Origin of the sequence: Vibrio sp. 1874, assembly GCF_033344395.1 — a bacterium.
In the GTDB taxonomy this organism is placed as follows: Bacteria; Pseudomonadota; Gammaproteobacteria; order Enterobacterales; family Vibrionaceae; genus Vibrio; species Vibrio alginolyticus.
The window spans coordinates 125,059-143,872 of the sequence record NZ_JAWPOR010000001.1 but is presented as its reverse complement, the minus strand read 5'-3'; the positions used below and the strand labels follow the sequence as shown (position 1 = coordinate 143,872).

Annotated in this window: 12 protein-coding genes; 7 read left to right on the top strand and 5 right to left on the bottom strand. The window is 45.5% G+C overall.

The window, feature by feature from the left end:
- Positions 1-70 precede the first annotated feature (70 nt).
- The 4 genes from putP to R8N46_RS00670 form a co-directional block, all read right to left on the bottom strand.
- Complete coding sequence (putP, locus tag R8N46_RS00685) at positions 71-1,564, bottom strand: sodium/proline symporter PutP (protein WP_005374582.1); 1,494 nt, start codon at positions 1,562-1,564, stop codon at positions 71-73.
- A 136-nt stretch (positions 1,565-1,700) separates the two neighbouring features.
- Positions 1,701-2,408 carry a delta-1-pyrroline-5-carboxylate dehydrogenase gene (locus tag R8N46_RS00680; protein ID WP_005392153.1) on the bottom strand — a complete coding sequence of 236 codons (708 nt, stop codon included), beginning with the start codon at positions 2,406-2,408 and terminating at the stop codon, positions 1,701-1,703.
- Between the two features lie 11 nt (positions 2,409-2,419).
- Positions 2,420-5,551 (bottom strand): bifunctional proline dehydrogenase/L-glutamate gamma-semialdehyde dehydrogenase PutA, encoded by a 3,132-nt coding sequence (gene putA / locus R8N46_RS00675; RefSeq protein WP_158173300.1) that lies wholly within the window; start codon positions 5,549-5,551, stop codon positions 2,420-2,422.
- A 405-nt stretch (positions 5,552-5,956) separates the two neighbouring features.
- On the bottom strand, positions 5,957-6,769 hold the full coding sequence (locus tag R8N46_RS00670) for an AraC family transcriptional regulator (RefSeq protein WP_025768702.1): 813 nt from the start codon (positions 6,767-6,769) through the stop codon (positions 5,957-5,959).
- Positions 6,770-7,740: 971 nt separating this feature from the next.
- Here R8N46_RS00670 and R8N46_RS00665 point away from each other — a divergent pair.
- The gene (locus R8N46_RS00665; protein WP_017820063.1) at positions 7,741-8,460 is read left to right on the top strand and encodes a PAS domain-containing protein; all 720 of its coding nucleotides are present in this window, start codon (positions 7,741-7,743) and stop codon (positions 8,458-8,460) included.
- 73 nt (positions 8,461-8,533) lie between these two features.
- Here the strand turns inward: R8N46_RS00665 and pdxH are convergent, their stop codons facing one another.
- The gene (gene pdxH, locus R8N46_RS00660) at positions 8,534-9,169 is read right to left on the bottom strand and encodes a pyridoxamine 5'-phosphate oxidase (RefSeq protein ID WP_005374570.1); all 636 of its coding nucleotides are present in this window, start codon (positions 9,167-9,169) and stop codon (positions 8,534-8,536) included.
- Positions 9,170-9,284: 115 nt separating this feature from the next.
- Between pdxH and R8N46_RS00655 the strand changes: the two genes are divergently transcribed.
- From R8N46_RS00655 to R8N46_RS00630, 6 genes are all read left to right on the top strand, one after another.
- Entirely contained in the window at positions 9,285-11,159 is a 1,875-nt protein-coding gene (locus R8N46_RS00655; RefSeq protein WP_017634535.1) for a sensor histidine kinase, read from the top strand.
- Positions 11,152-12,375, top strand: a complete 1,224-nt coding sequence (locus tag R8N46_RS00650) for a sigma-54-dependent transcriptional regulator (RefSeq protein WP_005383565.1) — start codon at positions 11,152-11,154, stop codon at positions 12,373-12,375. Before R8N46_RS00655 ends, R8N46_RS00650 begins: the two co-directional genes overlap by 8 nt.
- Before the next feature lie 173 nt (positions 12,376-12,548).
- A complete protein-coding gene (locus R8N46_RS00645; RefSeq protein ID WP_005374562.1) occupies positions 12,549-13,940 on the top strand; it encodes an HlyD family type I secretion periplasmic adaptor subunit in 1,392 nt (463 codons plus the stop codon).
- Between the two features lie 114 nt (positions 13,941-14,054).
- Positions 14,055-14,738, top strand: coding sequence for a transglutaminase-like cysteine peptidase (locus R8N46_RS00640; RefSeq protein WP_005374561.1), 684 nt, complete (start codon positions 14,055-14,057; stop codon positions 14,736-14,738).
- 5 nt (positions 14,739-14,743) lie between these two features.
- On the top strand, positions 14,744-16,657 hold the full coding sequence (locus tag R8N46_RS00635) for an EAL domain-containing protein (protein WP_005383568.1): 1,914 nt from the start codon (positions 14,744-14,746) through the stop codon (positions 16,655-16,657).
- A 15-nt stretch (positions 16,658-16,672) separates the two neighbouring features.
- The gene (locus R8N46_RS00630) at positions 16,673-18,787 is read left to right on the top strand and encodes a type I secretion system permease/ATPase (RefSeq protein WP_005374556.1); all 2,115 of its coding nucleotides are present in this window, start codon (positions 16,673-16,675) and stop codon (positions 18,785-18,787) included.
- Positions 18,788-18,814: the final 27 nt, after the last annotated feature.

The window sequence follows — 18,814 nt, the reverse complement described above, 5'->3', positions numbered from 1 at the left end:
CGTTAATTAAGTTTCAGATAAAACAAAGCCCGCTAAAATAGCGGGCTTTGTGTTCATATACGGGAAGTTACTAGTCTAGTTCAACCAGTTTTTTCTCGAACGACTGGTGTTGGTCTAACACGTCTTGCGCAGCACCACCCGTTGCTTTACTTACCACAATGATGGCAAGCGTAGAGAAGATGATGCCCGGTACGATTTCGTACACATCAAACCAACCGCCTGTTAGCTGCTTCCAAACTACGATAGTGATACCACCAACAAGAATACCTGCTAACGCGCCATTACGGTTCATACCGCTCCAGTAAAGGCTAAGTACAACCGCAGGACCAAATGCCGCACCAAAACCAGCCCAAGCGTAAGATACAAGACCAAGTACTGAGCTATCAGGCGTCATCGCTAGGAATAGCGCAACAAGCGAAATAACGATAACACCGATACGACCAATCATTACGATTTCTTCAGAAGACGCTTCTGGCTTGAATACTTGCTTGTAGAAATCTTCTGCAAGCGCTGAAGATGAAACAAGGAGCTGTGAGTCAGCGGTACTCATTACCGCCGCTAGGATTGCTGCTAACAACATACCCGCAACGACAGGGTGGAATACTGCGTTAACCAATAGCATGAAGATCTTCTCGCCGTCTTCTAGTTGAGTACCCGGATGACCCGTAACCCAAACCAGACCAACAAGACCAACAAGCATTGCACCAACCATAGATAGTGCCGTCCAAATCACTGCGATACGACGTGCAGTTGTTAGATCTTTGTTTGAACGAGACGCTTTAAAACGCGCTAGGATGTGTGGCTGACCAAAGTAACCAAGGCCCCACGCCGCTAGAGAGATAATGGCAATCGCAGACAATGGTTCGCCTTTCGCGTCATTCCATAGCGTTGCAAGTTCTGGGTTGATGTCATGTAGATCAGAACTTAGCTGACCTAAACCACCGTCCATTACCGCTATAGGAACAATCATTAGCGCAGCCGCCATTAGCAGACCTTGCACTAAGTCAGTCCAAGATACCGCTAGGAAACCACCGAATAGTGTGTAAGAAACGACACACACCGTACCGATGATAACAGCGTAGGTGTAATCTAGACCGAATACCGTCTCAAACAGTTTGCCCCCTGCGACCAAACCTGAGCTGGTGTAGAAAAGGAAAAATAGAAGAATGAAAAACGCAGAGATTGTCTGAATCAGTTTCGACTTATCGTTGAAGCGACGTGACAGGAACTCTGGCAACGTTAGCGCGTCAGTTTGGATACTGTAGGTACGGAGGCGTTTTGCACTGATGAGCCAGTTTGCCCATGTACCAAGAAGTAGACCGCCGGCTAACCAGAAGGCCTCGATACCCGCAGCGTACGCATAGCCAGGCAAGCCTAGCAGCAACCAACCACTCATGTCTGAAGCACCTGCAGATAATGCAGCAGGCCACGGACCTAGGCTACGGCCACCTAGGAAGTAGTCAGATGAATTGGAAGTCCTCTTATACGCGTAAACGCCAATAGCAACCATAATCAGTAAATACGCCACAAAAGTGGACGTGATAGCAAAGCTATTTTCTATCATTAGATAGTCCTCGTTATAATTATTTCCTTCCTTGCCTGCCCTGATATTTTACCGTCTCAGCAATACATCAGAGTATAAAAAACCAATCTGGACCGGCTCTCAGTCCAGTTACTCCAGATTGGCATTACAAGTCAGGTTAGTGAGTTTCGTTCCCCAACTCGAGTAGAGTTGCGTTACCACCCACCGCGGTAATATTTATCGTTCGAGTGCGCTCAGTAATGAAGCGCAACGAGAGATGAGGATCATGAGCCAATTTCGGTGACTCTAAATCCGTTTCAGAAACTAAGCCGACGATTGCACCGTCACGCTTAGCTAGTTGAAGATTGAGCGCATGCTCAATCTGTGAACGCCCAACATAACCCACACTACGTACATCGCTCTCAAGCAACGGGGCAGACGCATCGTACGCAACAACCTGGACTAAGTTAGATGGGAAGTTTGCCAACGCTACAGCTTGCTTAACCAATTGGTTTAGCTCTGCATTGTCACTGCAAACGACCACACTGTTGCCTGCAATTAAGGCACAGGTGATCATCGCAAAAGCACTGTATAACGCATTATCAGCAGGCTCGATGTTGTTTTCACAAATCACCAAAGCCACACCGCGTCCTGCGGCATACAGTTCGTTAGTTTCCCCTGTAGGGCCAACTAACTGGTGAGTTTCTGCAAGAAGAGCTGATGCTTGTTGCAAGTGGTAAGAAACCACTTTGGCAACGGTAGACTGCTGCCCTTCTAGTGCAGATTTAAATGCCAGAACATGCTCGCATTTGTAATCAAAATCAGTCAGATTCCACTGCTCCCACGCAGAGAATGCATCTTTAAAATAGGTGATCTGATGAACCATAATGCGACTCCTTATGCGTTTTCTGCTTGAGCAAGAAGATGTTGAGTAAATCGGAATAGGTAGTGTGGACCACCAGCTTTCGGGCCAGTACCTGACAAGCCTTGACCACCAAACGGCTGTACACCAACCACAGCACCAACTTGGTCTCGGTTGATGTAGCAGTTACCTACTCGAGCATGCTTCTCAATCCAACGGTACGTGGTTTCGTTACGGCTATGGATACCCATCGTCAAGCCAAAACCCGTTTTGTTGATCTGCGCAACCACGTTCGGTAATTCAGACGCTTTAAAGCGAACAATGTGCAAGATTGGACCAAATTGTTCTTCTTTCAGCACATCGATGCCCGAGATTTCAAACGCACTTGGTGAGACAAAGTCACCATGCTGGCACGATTCATCCAGCTGTAGCTGAGCGACTTTAGTCTGTGTTTTGCTCATTTGCTCAAGGTGAGCGAGGAGTTTTTGTTTAGCATTGCTGTCGATAACCGGACCAACATCTGTTTTGTGTAGGTAAGGTAAACCAACATGCAGTTCATTCATCGCACCCTGAATCAGGTTGATCATACGGTCTGCTACATCTTCTTGTACAAATAGAACACGAAGGGCAGAACAACGCTGACCAGCAGATGCAAACGCCGAACGAATCACATCACGCACCACCTGCTCTGGCAATGCAGTACTGTCCACAATCATTGCGTTTTGGCCACCTGTTTCCGCAATAAACGGAACCGGTTTCGCGCTGCGCTCCGCAAGCGTAACGTTAATGCGTTGCGCCGTTGCCGTTGAGCCCGTGAATGCCACACCAGCAATAGCATCATGAGAAGTCAGTGCATGACCAATCTCAGCGCCGCGACCAGTAAGTAACTGAATCACACCTGCAGGGAAACCAGCATCCAGCATTAGTTCAATAGCGCGAGCGGCAATTAAGCTTGTTTGCTCAGCAGGTTTTGCAACCACTGTGTTACCCGCAATCAGTGCTGCCGTCACCTGACCAAGGAAGATAGCCAACGGGAAGTTCCAAGGGCTGATACACACAAACACACCAAGACCTTCACGGCTAGAAATGCGTTTCACACCATCAAAGCCTTCTAGCTCAAATGGCTGTAGGTTTTGCGCTTGTTTCGCGTAATAACGACAGAAATCCACCGCTTCACGAACTTCATCAATGCTATCGTGAATCGTTTTACCCGCTTCTTTGTGACAAATCGCCACCAGCTCAGCCAGGTTTTCTTCCATTAAGTCAGCAAGCTTTTCTAAACAAGCCGCTTTTTGCTCAACAGGAACGGTTTTCCAATCAGAGAAAGCAGTTTGCGCCGCATCAATTGCAGCGGAAACGTGATCAAGAGTTGCAAATGCCACTTTGCCGACTTCAATTCGGCGATCGTATGGTGCGGTGATGATCTCAGCCGCATTTTCCTTGATCATGCTTTCGGCAAAGCGTTCACCATTGATCATCGGGCCTGCAACCCACTGGTTGTCCATGAAGCTTTCGACCTGAGCTTCAAATGGCTTCGCTTCACTGTCGATGTCGATGTTGACGCCATATGAGTTCTTACGCTCAGGGAAAATGTCGGCAGGCAATGGAATTTTGTCGTTGTGTAGCGTGTCAAAACCCGTCAACACATCCACAGGGTGATGGGTCAACTCATAAATCGGACAACGCGCATCAACTAGACGGTGTACAAACGAGCTGTTCGCACCATTTTCAAGCAAACGACGAACCAAGTACGGAAGAAGATCAGCATGGCTACCGACAGGAGCATAAATACGTACTGGCTGACCGTACATTTTCATAACATGGTTATACAGTGAATCACCCATACCATGCAGGCGCTGGAACTCGTATTCTTTGTGCTCCGCCATGACAGCAATTGCCGTCACCGTGTGAGCATTGTGGCTTGCAAATTGTGGGTAGATATTACCGCGAACACCTTCGCTAAGTAGGAAACGAGCACAAGCTAGGTATGCAACGTCCGTCGCTTCTTTGCGAGTGTATACTGGGTAATTTGCATAACCCGCTTGTTGAGACCACTTGATTTCGCTGTCCCAGTACGCGCCTTTAACCAAACGCAGAGGAATAACGTCACCTTGTTCTTTTGCGAGTGCATTTAGCCACACCAAGACTGGTAGCGCACGTTTTGAGTAGGCTTGAATAACCAAACCAAACTTGCCCCAACCCTTCACAAGATCGCTACGGTATACTTTCTCAAATAGCTTCAGGGAAAGCTCAAGGCGATCCGCTTCTTCTGCATCGATTGTGATTGCAACGTCGACTTCAATTGCACGTTTCAATAGCTGCATTAGTGAGTCATACAACTCTGTCATTACACGTTCTTCATTTGCGACTTCGTAGCGCGGGTGTAATGCAGAAAGCTTGATGGAAATCGAAGGCGCAGGGCTGGTGTCGTTACCGTAAGTCTCGCGACCCACCGCTTCGATCGCCATTAGGTAATCTTTGAAGTACTTGTTCGCGTCCGCTGTAGTTAACGCCGCCTCACCCAACATATCAAACGAGTAGGTGAAACCTTTGTCGCGCATTGGACGACCGTTCTTCTGCGCTTCTTCGATCGTACGACCACGAACAAACTGGTGACCCATGATCTTCATTGCCTGATACATGGCTTTACGAATCACAGGCTCAGAGAATTTATTTACCAGACGGTTTACAGCCTGACCTGGGCTCTGGGTGCCTTGCTCACCAAGACCAACCACTTTACCTGTTAGCATGAGGCCCCATGTTGATGCGTTAACAAACACAGAGTCAGAGTTTTTCAGGTGAGATTTCCAGTCTGCGACACTCAACTTATCTTTAATCAAAGAATCTGCTGTCGCGGCATCTGGGATGCGCATTAATGCTTCTGCAAGACACATCAGCAAGATACCTTCTTGAGTATCTAAGCTGTATTCCAGCAATAAAGCATCAATCATCTGGATTGACTTCTTATCGGCACGAATGGCTTCGATAAGGTGGGTAGTTTGGGTAGTGATCGCCGATTTTTCATCCTCTGTCGGCGTCGCTAGTGGCAATAGTTGCTCTAGCCATTGAGACTCGTCCACCATATATAATGGCGAGATCAGTGACCACAACTTATCAAGCGGCTGCCCGATAAATTCCGGTGTCAACACGTTCGTAGCTGTAAACATGTGTGTTCCTCAATCTCACTCCTCGAAAACCGCTTCGAGGATTATCAATGGCTGGCAGTGTATTTTGAGGCCGATAAGAATACTTGTCAAAAACTACGACATTTTTGCCAAAAACTCGCTTTTATAACAAAACATCCACATAGTCACATTCAAATAGGTAATATTTTGTGTTGTAAATTTTAATTTTTTCATTGCATTCACAACAAAATATTAAGAATATCAATAAGATTTTTGTGAAGAGCTCGTTCTAAGAGAAAATGTAGGATCAAGTGGCATATCAGCCACTGCAAAGAACAGAGAATTTAAAAAAACGAGTGATAGGTCACGTGAATAAAACATAAAAAAACCACGCATAGTGCATGGCTTTATTCTAATTGATGATTATTTGACCTAAAAAACGCGTTGTTATCCAACTTGTTTTTTATAACGGGAAGGTGATATTCCCTGTAAGCGAGTAAAAGTATGAGTAAAAGTACTCTGGCTTGAGAAGCCAGTAAACTCGGCAATTTGCCCTAAAGAAAGGTGCCCTTGCTCGATTAATTCACGAGCCATGTCGATTCGCTTTCCGAGAACATATTGATGAGGTGTAATCCCCATCTGCTCTTTAAACAAGCAATGGAACTGACTTTCCCCAAGAAACACTCGCCCGGCCAATTGAGCCACACTAATCTTATGACTCAGGTGCTGCTCAATGTAACGATCTATCGCCTCCAAATCAAAGCGCGACTCTTTTCGACTGGTCTCAAATGCCGAGATATGGCGCTGCATTAACGCAATCACAGTGTCGTTACACGCACGACTTAACAGCAGGTCATCCGGATGGTTTCGCATTTCCTGAACCAACATCTGTATCAGCTTCTGAATTTGACTATCTAACTGGAAGTAGACATGGTCTCTCTCCAGGTTATTGATTTTTTGAAGCATTTCAGGATCATCATTTGTCGGTTTGGGCATATTCAGCACCAAAATATCCGATTGATTGATGACGCCACCGAAAGCATGATCAGAGCATGCGGTAACCACACAACCTTGACCAGGGCCGACAAGATTACCTCGCCCGCGCACTTCAAATTCGGCTTGCCCTTTTAAACCAATCACGATCTGCGTATAAGAATGATCGTGGCAATCCATATAAGACGGAAGTGTGATCAGCTCCGCCGGCTTTGGCAGCATAATCTCTTGATATGAAAGGATTTTTTGATTATCTGAATCACTCATTTTAAACAGTCGTCTTTACACGGTCAGCTTACGTCTTCGCATCATATACCTTCTTTGTTGGGTTGCAACTTTTACCCAACTCAATCGACAAGATCAAATCAGCATGATCAAGTTCATTTACATGATCATAGTTCCGGAACGATGATCATGCGAGGTTAATTTACGGTCAGTGAGCAACCAATTTTATTAACAAAAACGGATAGATAGGCAACACCTTACGTATGCATAATCAATCAATGTAAAGATCCTTATTACCGAACAATCCGTTATTTTGTAAAACATCGTGCTCCATATTAGATAAGTCGCCCCTGAAACGGATCGAAACCCACTCTTAAGCTTAATATAGAGGGATTTCCCCCCTTACTAATATGCCTCTGATTCAATACATTAGTTATCGAGCTTTAAGATGCATACGATCTAAAGCTCTCGGTATCTCATTGATACCTCTAACTTACTTAGCAGACCCTCGCTAGGTAATTTAGAACCTCTTCTACACGTCGACAAGATTATATCTTGTGTTGCCAGCCCGTCTTCAGGCTGGCTTTTTTTTCGCTTCTCAACAATGAAAACAATGGCATAAGCTGATATCATAGCGTTTGTCTCACTGTCCCTCTCATATGCTTAGGTGCTGCTCTTTCGCTCACAAGTGATATGAACGTCAACCACATTACAACTGAGTTGTAGGAAGCATGATCAAGGACGATACGAGTTGTAAGCCGAACATTGGCGGACATCCGTGAGCGCACATATCTGTAATGAAACAGACCATTTTCCCAATTAAACTCTTCGTTCCATTTCGTCGTTGTCTATGACTACCTGACGAAAACATCGAACACCACGAATTTAATTGGATTGAGCGCCAATCAACGAACGTGTTCTAGCAACGTAACTGCCTACTTGGCAACATCAATACGAGCCATGTAACACGGACGTCTCTGTATTGGTAAAAGCAGTATGTAGTGAGTCCTTTTGTGAATATTTCAGTCGATACCATAGAACAATCCCTCCTTAAACAGCTACCAGGTTGTTGGGGATGCAAAGATAAAGATTCGGTATTCCTATACGTAAACCAGGAATACGCAGAACTGTTAGGGCACACGTCGCCCGAGGAGTGCTTGGGTAAAACTGATTTTGATATGGCCAGCCCAACCACTGAATGCGCGCAAGAATTTCAACGCCAAGATAAACACGTTCTCGAAACTGGCGAGTCACTAAAAATTCTGGATATCCACCCTTATCCAGATGGCCGCTGGCGAGCACATATATTTACTAAAACACCGTGGCGAGATGACAAAGGCGACATCGTAGGCACCATTTTCTACGGAAGGGAACTCACCGACACCGCCGTGATTGAAGTCGGGTATTGGGTTTGTCGTGCAATCAGTACCAACCCAAATCAACAATCCATCTTTCGTTTTTCTGACTTACAACCAAAACCAGAGAAGCTCACATGCCGCGAGCAAGAAACGCTTTTCCTCTTGCTCTATGGCAAAAAGCCTCAATTTATCTCTCAGGTCATGGGCATATCAACAAAAACCGTTGAAGGTCACGTCGCACGCTTACGTAATAAGTTTGCAGCGAACAGCAAGAACGAGCTAATAGATAAAGCAATGGAAGCAGGCTACGGCTCTGTTGTACCCAAAACGCTGCTTAAGCATCAATTATCGGTTGTGTTGAATGGAGAGCGATAATTCGCATCGCTTCTACCTACAAAAACACCGCCCCAATTCGGCGGTGTTTGTTTATTCATGAGGGACCATAAGCCTATGGCGCTAAACGATCAATGTCCCAACTTCCATCATGCTGGGAGAAAAGAAAACGATCGTGAAGGCGATGTTCGCCACCTTGCCAAAATTCGATGCTCTTTGGTTTTACGCGAAAGCCACCCCAAAAGGTTGGTACTGGTATTTCACCCTTAGCAAACTTCTGTTTTAGCTCTAAAAACTTACCTTCCAACACACCTCTGGCAGAAATACGGCTACTTTGTTTGCTCGCGATTGCGGCCAACTGGCTCTCTTTAGGACGAGAAGTAAAGTATTTCATATTCTCTACGGCGGTAAGCTTTTCAGCCACACCAGTAATATGAACTTGGCGCTCTAACGGATGCCAAGGGAAGTGCAAACTAATATTGCTGTTATGCTCTAGCTGCTGGGCCTTGCGACTGCCTAGGTTGGTGTAAAACACAAAACCATCTTTGTCGACGTTTTTCAATAGAACAATGCGTTGAAACGGCATGCCATTTTCATCAACCGTTGCAACTGTCATCGCAGTCGGGTCCGTTAAACCCGCTTCAACTGCTTGCTCTAGCCACAGATTAAATTGATCAATAGGATCAGCTTTCAAATCTTTACGACGCAGCCCACCTTTGGTGTACTCACGACGAATATCAGCAAGTTCCATCTTTACTCCTTCACTCGTTTTTGTCGATTGTGCTCCCGATACTGAGGAAATACAAGGACATCATTGTGCTTGTTATCGTTGCCGCTCACAGCATCACAGTGCGTCATTTGATACCATGACACAAAAAACCAGTGAGCCGATCGTGAACTTACTCAACCCCAAAGCCCTACGTCATTTTTTACTGCTACTGTGTGCCGTCGGCATTTCAGGGCTTGCGCTTACTCATCATTACGCAACTCAATACCAACATGATCAATGGCAACAAAAGCTAGAGAGACAAGCCGCGCAAGTGTCACAAGAAGTGGACTACGAACTGGCAAAGTTTGAACAGATACCAAACCTATTAAGTCACGACCCAAGACTACTCAAAGCAGTAGAGCGCGGAACGCCCTCTCAAGAGCTCAACCTACTGTTATCAGATTGGTTGAAGCAAAGTTTGGCCGATACGATTTACGTTCATGACCGCACCGGGTTAGTCATAGCCTCAAGTAACTTTCAGCAAGAAGATACGTTTGTTGGCTCTAGCTTTAGCTATCGCCCCTATTTTAAAAATGCGCGACGCGGTGAGCCCGCTCAATATGTTGGATTAGGCGTGCGCTCGAATAAACGTGGGTACTTCTTCTCATCTCCGCTGTGGGTAAATGAGGAAGTCGTTGGCGTGATCACAGTAAAAGTGAATTTGGAGCAATTAGAACAGCGCCTTTCGCAAACCACGACTGACGTACTCATTACAGATAAACACAATGTCGTGTTTATGAGCAATTTACCAGACTGGCGCTATCGTGCACTTTTCCCACTGTCATCGAGTGCAATAAATGAACTTACCGAAACGCGTCAATATGGCGATACCTTACCCGAATATTTTGGTGAGTTAACGGCACACAGTGGTGTCACGGAGTTTGATGACAATCAATTGCTTCTATCACCGAATTACCTCGCATACGCAACACACTTATTGGATAAAGGGTTTCGCGTCGTTGCCTTAATTAACCACAACAGCGTTCTTGCCGCCGTTTTACAGGCCGATATCGTCTTCCTGATCTTATATGCGCTCATTGCTCTAATTGCGTTAGCGTGGTTCCAAACCCTAGTTAACAAAGCACGCCTTGCCCATCTCAATGTGAGCCTAGAAGAAAAAGTAGTGCAACGGACACTAGTTCTGAGTGAAGCCAACCAAAAACTACAACAGACCATCCGCCAATATGAGCAAAGCCAACAAGAGCTTAAACAAACACAACAAGAACTGACGCAAGCCGCGAAATTGGCACTGTTGGGCGAGCTATCAGCCAGTATTAATCATGAGATAAATCAGCCACTTTCCGCACTAAGAACCTATACCGAAAACTCGCAGCGTTTGTTGGCAATGGAAAAATACCCAATGGTCGCTGACAATTTGGGTAAAATGCTGACACTCAATGACACCATTTCGGAAGTCATTGCCCGCTTAAAAGTCTTTACTCGGAAAGCCACGCACGATTCACACAATGAAATCTCAGTACTGCACGACGCGGTACATACTGCCACCAGCATTTTGAGCAACAAGCTTATTAAGCAAGGAGTAACACTAAAAGTTCCGGCCATCGACTATGATGTGAAGCTGGCCATTCACAGCGTTGAATTAGAACAAGTGCTGATAAACCTCTTCCACAACGCCGCACAAGCGATGGAAAACCACTGTATCGATCCGCAAATATCCATTGCTGTTCAGTGTCATGATGACAGTTGCGACATTCTTGTTTCCGATAACGGACCAGGGATGTCAGACGAAGCCCTAGCAAAAGTGTTCGACCCATTTTTTACGACTAAGCCGGAGGGTCTTGGATTAGGTTTAACAATCTCCAAGCGGATTATAGAGAGCTATCACGGCTCCCTCTGTGCCTATAAACATCAGAACACAGAACAACAAGCAGGAGGGATGACCTTTATCGTGACGCTACCAATAGTCAATCAGAATAAACGTACCCCAGAAGTGGAAAACGACCATGAATAACCCAGTTTTCTTTGTTGATGACGAACCACACATTCGTGATGCCGTGTCTCAAGCCCTGCTGATTGAAGGGATAGACGTCACCTGCTTACCAAACGCAGTAGAAGCCTTACGCGTAATCGACTCAAATACGCCTGCGATTATCATTACCGATATCCATATGCCCGTGATGGATGGCTTGGAGTTTATGCGAACTTTGCGAAGCAAAAACGATCACTTTCAATTCATCGTACTTACTGGACATGGAGATGTGAAAACCGCGGTAGATGCGATGAAAAGCGGCGCGTACGACTTTCTAGAAAAACCGTTTTCAACGGAACAGCTCATGAAATCGCTCAACAATGCCAGCGATAAACTGAACTTGTTGCAAGAAAACATCTGGCTTAAGAAAGAGCTCGACATGCAAACTCATGTTGGTCCGAAAATGATTGGTCACAGTAAGGCCATGGTTAGTATTCGTCGCGCCTTGATCAGTGCGCCCACAAGCCAGCCGCTCATTTTTGTAGGTCAAGATGGTACGGGTCGGCGACTCGCTGCACAATTTGCCCACGACATACATGCAACACCGGATAGTGAGCTAATCGCCGCTTCTGGTGAAGACCTCTATGAGCTTTCATTAGAAGCGCTCGACAAAGCCATACACCGCTTAAGTGAAGGAAAACGCCACTGCAGTTTGTACTTACATAGCGCAGAGCATGTATCATTTGAGCAATGGGAATACTTATTCAAGCACCCAAAACTTGAGCGTGTTTTTGGCGCGACCACCCAAGCCGAGCCACCTCTAAAATCCCTGGCGACTCTAATTCACTTACCGACGCTCGATGAAAGAAAGGAAGATATAGGGCCTTTATACAAGCACTTTGTGCGCCACACAGCGAGTCGATATCAGTTACAGCCGCCACATATCAGCCTAGAAGAGGTCAAACACCTCACCAGTCTCGAATGGCCAGAAAACGTTAAGCAGCTACGCCAATTTGCTGAACTTCGTGCCCTCAAGCCAGATACTTTTAGAATGGAAGATTGGAACAGTGAGAAAAGTCTTGAAATTCAGAGTATGACTCAGCGCACAGAATACTTTGAATATTGCTTGTTATTCGATGCATTGCAAAGACATCGCGGCAGACTCAAAGAGGTTCAACTAGAATTACAGGTATCACGCAAAACCTTGTACGACAAACTAAAAAAACATCAGTTGGATAAAGCCAAGTTCAAGGCGTAATAGCTATACTCCGGCGCTAATTATGCTTTTGTTTGATTTAGAAAGTGTAAGAAAGCTCATTTGAAGAGAGAATAACCCTCTTCTCATATTTTATTAGCCGAGCATGCTGACATGATCGGTTAATAATAATAAGATCAAAAAGATAATCCGTAATTATATAAGCAGGGACTGTGATGAGCCGAGATAACTACAACAAACTCAACGATGAAGAGTTGGATTTTGTTGATGACAAAACTGCAGCATTGCTCCTCAATACCCCCAACAGCGCGCGTTTTATGCTCTGGGTTATGGTGCTATTTTTCATTGCAGCAATAGGTTGGGCATCTTGGGCTGAAATCGACAAAGTCACGGTTGGTCAAGGTAAAGTGATTCCCTCCTCACAGATACAAGTAGTCCAAAACTTAGAAGGTGGCTTAGTCAAAGAAATCTTGGTCAAAGAAGGTCAGTTGGTTGAAAAAGGCCAACAGTTACTGCTTATCGATGACACCCGCTTTCGCTCAGATTTTCGTGAACGTGAGCAACAAGTTGCCAACCTTACCGCATCTGTGCTGCAACTATCCGCTTCTATTAACAGTGTTGCCGTTAATCGTGATTTTGAAACGGAAAACTGGCGTCAAAGTGTACTACTTGATTACGGTAAACTGACCTTCCCACCAACCTTGGAAGAGACTCGACCTCAACTCACACAGCGTCAAAAAGCAGAATATCGCGAAGATCTAGATAATTTACGCAACCAACTTTCTGTTATTGACCAACAAGTGCAGCAAAAGCAGCAGGACTTGGTAGAGATCCAAGCACGAGTAAGGAACTTGCGTCAAAGCTACCAATACGCGAAAAAAGAACTCGATATCACCAAACCTTTGGCAGACGAGGGCGTTGTTCCTCGTATTGAACTGCTCAAATTACAGCGCCAAGTCAACGATACCCGTCGTGAAATGACGTCCAGTGAGCTCAAGATTCCCGTATTGCAATCAGCGATTCGAGAATCCATGCTCAACCGTATTGATGTTGCACTCAAATTCCGCTCTGAACAGCAAGAGAAACTCAACAGCGCCCAAGACCAGTTATCTGCCTTGGTTGAATCAGCGGTGGGCTTGGAAGATAGAGTAAACCGAACGGTTGTGAATTCGCCAGTAACAGGCAAAATCAAAACACTGAACATCAATACTGTCGGTGGTGTTATCCAACCTGGTATGGATATCGTCGAGATCGTACCAACAGAAGACACACTATTGGTAGAAGCGAAAATTGCGCCAAAAGACATCGCATTTTTACGCCCAGATCTTCATGCTATCGTGAAATTTACAGCTTACGACTTCACAAAGTACGGCGGTTTAGAGGGTGAGTTGGAACATATCAGCGCGGATACCACTCAAGATGAAGAAGGCAACAGCTTCTACATTGTTCGTGTACGCACCGAAAAAACAAACTTTGGTCAAGATGCAGATTTACCAATCATTCCAGGAATGACAGCATCGGTCGATATCATCACAGGGAAGCGAACCGTTTTGGAATATCTACTTAAACCGATTTTAAGTGCCAAAACGAACGCCTTGAAGGAGTAAACCACATTAAGATACTCGCGATAGGGAGTATTGAGCGATAAGTGATTAAATAAAAAGCACTTATTTCTCACTGACGAACTCTCTAGAAGAGTATACTTGTGATACGAGTCGAATATGCGATCCAATTTGCAGCGTAAAGTTACATTATTAATCAGCTTAAGTTGTTTGTCGTTCCAACTTGGTGCGCTGAACAGTAAAGAACAACGATGGGTCAATACGGTCACAGCGGTGTACGGCGAACGTGCGGGATTGCGCGTAAATACATGGCGAAAGAACCTCGACTTATTTAAACAATTAGAGACTCATGAACAGCTCGCTGGCGTTAACGACTTTTTTAATCAGCTGTATTTCGTTGACGACATAAAACTGTGGGGAAAGACAGATTATTGGGCTACGCCACTCGAATTTTTAGGGAGTAACGCAGGAGACTGTGAAGATTTCACTATTGCTAAGTACTTCTCTTTACTCGAGCTAGGAATACCAGATTCAAAGATGCGGTTAATATACGTAAAAGCCATCGAACTGAATCAGTTTCACATGGTATTAGCTTACTACCCTACCCCAAGTTCTGAGCCGCTCATTCTCGATAATATCAATCCTGACATTGTCCGAGCCTCTAAGCGTAGCGACTTGCTACCGATATACAGTTTTAATGGTACAAACCTGTGGTTGATGAAGTCATCTGCTAGCACTGGAGAGCTGGCAGGGAAAGCATCACGGTTGAGCCTTTGGAATGACTTACGCTCGCGCGAACGTAAGTTGCAGTTAAATAAACCTAAAATTAACTATGACGAGTGAGAAACATGACCCTATATAAGAAGCTTGTGGTGGGGATGGTTACGGTCTTTATACTCTTGTTGGCATCAGTATTCGTAATCCAATTCAACACGACTCGAGACAGCTTGGAGCAACAGCAACGTTCAGAGGTCAACAACACTATTAACACCGTAGGTTTGGCACTGGCTCCTTACCTAAAGGACAAAGATAAAGTCGCGGTTGAGTCCGTGATTAATGCTCTATTTGACGGCAGCACCTACTCCGTTGTTCGTCTTACAGCATTAGATTCTGACTACCAGATCGTGCGTACTTACCCAGTTAAACCAAGTACGGTGCCACAATGGTTTATCGACATGAATCTATTTAAAGCGATTCACGATAAGCGTGTTGTGACCAGTGGTTGGATGCAGCTCGCCGAAGTAGAAATCATTAGCCACCCAGGCGCAGCTTACGAGCAGCTCTGGCAAGGTTTTATTGGCTTGCTGTCTGTATTCAGTGTTATTTTTCTAGCTGGTTTAGTGGCAATTTCATACATCCTACGTCGCTCGCTAAAACCATTAACGGCCATCGTAAATAAAATGCATGAAATCGCGAATAACCAATTTGGTGAACCGCTTGCTCGTCCAAGAACCAAAGATCTTATCGCGGTGGTAGATGGCATTAACATGATGTCTGCTCAAATCGAGCTATCATTCAAAGAGCAAGCCAAAGAGGCTCAACGTCTGCGTGCTCAAGCTTACCTCGATCCTATATCTAAATTGGGTAACCGCTCATTCTACATCAACCAAATTGACCAATGGCTTGCAGAGCAAACGCAAGGGGGTATCGCGCTACTCCATGCTGAATACATTGGGGACATTTACGAGACCAAAGATTACCAACGCGCAGATGCCCACGTTAAAGAACTGTCTCAACGTTTGAAAAACACCATTGATGTTCCGGGTGCCACTATTGCTCGCTTATCTAGTGATGAGTTCGGCTTGCTTTTCCCTCATATGGATGAGAGCGAGTTACGCATTTTATCGGACAGCATCGTCAATTGTGTGAACGGCCTAAATACTGACCCAACAGGCTTAGCAAAACCTAAAGCGTCACTAGGGGTTGCACACAGCAAAGATCAGAAAACGCGCTCTGAAATCCTCTCGATGGTGGACAACGCACTATCGAAAGCCAAAGCGCAACCAGACAAGCCATACGGCTTCATTGGCAGTGATACACCTTCTAGTTTGATGGGTAAACAGCAATGGAAAGCGTTGGTTGAAGAAGCCATTCATAGTGATTGGGTTAAATTCCGTTTCCAAGCTGCGAAAAACACATGGGGTAAAGTATTCCACAACGAAGTATTTTCAAGCATCGAAAAAGATGGTGAAACGTATCGTGCGAATCAATACCTATTCGCACTAGAACAGTTAGACGCCACCAACATCTTTGACCAGTATGTCATTGAATCAATGATTAAGATGCTAGAAAGTGGTGAACTTAATGACCCAGTCGCGATTAACATCGCGCAAAGCAGCTTATCTCAACCATCGTTTATTCGCTGGACAACTAGCATGCTGGAAAAACACGCCAAAGTGGCCTCTAAGCTACACTTTGAAATTCCAGAGGAATGCTTTATCGATCAGCCTCACCACACAGCACTGTTATGTAATGCCATTCGCCAATCAGGTGCTGAGTTCGGCGTAGATAACTACGGACGTAACTTCCAATCTTTGGAATACATCCAAGAGTTCCGCCCGAACTATGTGAAGCTCGATTACCTATTCACACACAACTTGCACGACGAAAAACAGAAATTCACGCTAACGTCGATCTCTCGTACTGCCCACAACCTTGGTATTACGACTATCGCATCGCGTATCGAAACTCAAATCCAGTTGGACTTCCTCACTGAACATTTTGTTGAGGTATTCCAAGGATTCATCGTCGACAAGGAATAAAAAGGTTTATCAACGATGAAAGACCCTTTACTGAATTCGCTCATCTACGTTAGCCGTTACTATGGGTTAGCTAACTCGCCAGAAGCGCTAGTCAACGGACTACCGCTATCTGACGGTAAACTGACCCCATTTTTGCTACCAAGAGCAGCGGAAAGGGCCGGATTGGTTGCCAAGGAAAACCGCGCAGAGCTGGAGAGCATCTCTAGCCTAATTCTGCCGGCAATCTTAGTTCTTAAAGGCGGTGACTCTTGCGTTCTCAACAGCATCAATATGGAGAAACGCGAGGCCGAAGTCACCACCCTAGAAAGTGGAATGGTGCCGATCTCTATTCCATTAGAAGACCTACTTGAGCAATACACTGGTCGGTACTTTTTAGTTAAAAAGCAATTCCGTTTCGATGAGCGCTCTCCCGAAGTGCTCAAAACCAACGAAGGCCACTGGTTCTGGTCAACCTTGTGGCAGTCAAAACGCATCTACCGTGATGTTTTAATCGCATCACTTCTCATCAACCTCTTTGCGGTTGCCGCTCCGCTATTCACTCGCTTGGTGTACGACAAAGTGGTTCCGAATCTTGCGTTTGAAACCCTATGGGTACTAGCAAGTGGCATCTTTGTCGTGTTCCTGTTTGACTTCATTCTCAAGTCGCTGAGAAATTACTTCATTGATGTGGCGGGCAAGAAGTCTGACATTCTGATTTCATCCAAACTGTTCAGCAAAGTGATGGGGATTAGAATGGAATCGAAGCCGCCTTCGGTCGGTGCCTTCGCTCGCCATTTACAAGAATTCGAATCTATTCGAGAGTTTTTTACTTCAGCGACCGTCAGTGCTCTCATTGATTTGCCTTTTGCCATTCTGTTCTTAGTGATTATATGGCTAATGGCTGGCGATCTTGTGTATGTACCGATGGTGGGCGTGGTCATTTTGATTATTCACTCGCTACTGATACAAGGGCCGCTGCGTCGCTCCATAGAGGAGGGTTCACGCCTAGCATCGCAAAAATATGCCAATTTGATAGAGAGCCTGGCTGGGTTAGAAACCGTAAAAATGCTCAGTGCGCAAAGCCAATTCCAATACCGCTGGGAAGAGGCAGTTGCGCACATGGCGAACTGGAATATAAAAAGCCGCCGAATTACGGATAGCATTCAAAACGCGGCAGGTTTTGTGCAGCAAAGTAGTAACGTAGGGATGATCATCCTAGGCGTTTACTTAATTGCAGAAGGCGACTTAACCATGGGCGGTTTGATTGCCGCAACCATGCTTAGCGGCCGCGCGATTGGTCCTTTGGTTCAGTTATCCTTACTCTCTACGCGCTACAACCAAGCGAAATCTTCTATGACAATTATCAATCAAGTCATGGAAATGCCGGATGAACAAGAAGAAGGTAAACGTTACATTCACCGCCCAATAGTACAAGGCAAAATTGAACTTGAACGCGTGACCTTCCACTACCCAGATTCACCGGTGGCGTCGATTCGAGATTTGAGCTTGACCATTAACCCAGGCGAAAAAGTAGCGATCATAGGCCGTATCGGTTCGGGTAAAACCACGTTAGAGCGTCTCATCATGGGCTTGTATCAGCCGACGGAAGGTCATGTTCGCATTGATGATACCGACATCGCACAGCTGCATCATGTCGACATTCGCCGTAATATTGGTTGTGTGCCGCAAGATTCGAATCTGTTCTTTGGTTCTATCCGCGACAACATTACGCTAGGTCGCCCATTAACCGATGACCGTGACGTACTAGACGCAGCGAATCGTGCCGGTGTTACTGCGTTTACGCAATCTGACCCAGCGGGCTTAGAACGCCAAGTTGGTGAAGGTGGTGCAATGCTTTCGGGGGGTCAACGTCAAGCAGTCACGATCGCTCGTGCATTTTTGGGTCGTCCTCCTGTTCTACTCATGGATGAACCAACCAGTGCGATGGATAATCGCTCAGAGATGCACATTAAACATCAATTAGCACAGTTGAAACCTAGTGAAACGCTGATTCTGATTACGCACAAAACGTCTATGCTCGACATCGTTGATCGCGTAATTGTGATGGAGAAAGGCAGCATCATCGCAGATGGCCCTAAAGCGCAAGTGCTGAACGATTTGAAACAAGGCAAAGTGCGTGCGGTTAGCTAGCCTGAATTCACATTGATAAAAGCAAAG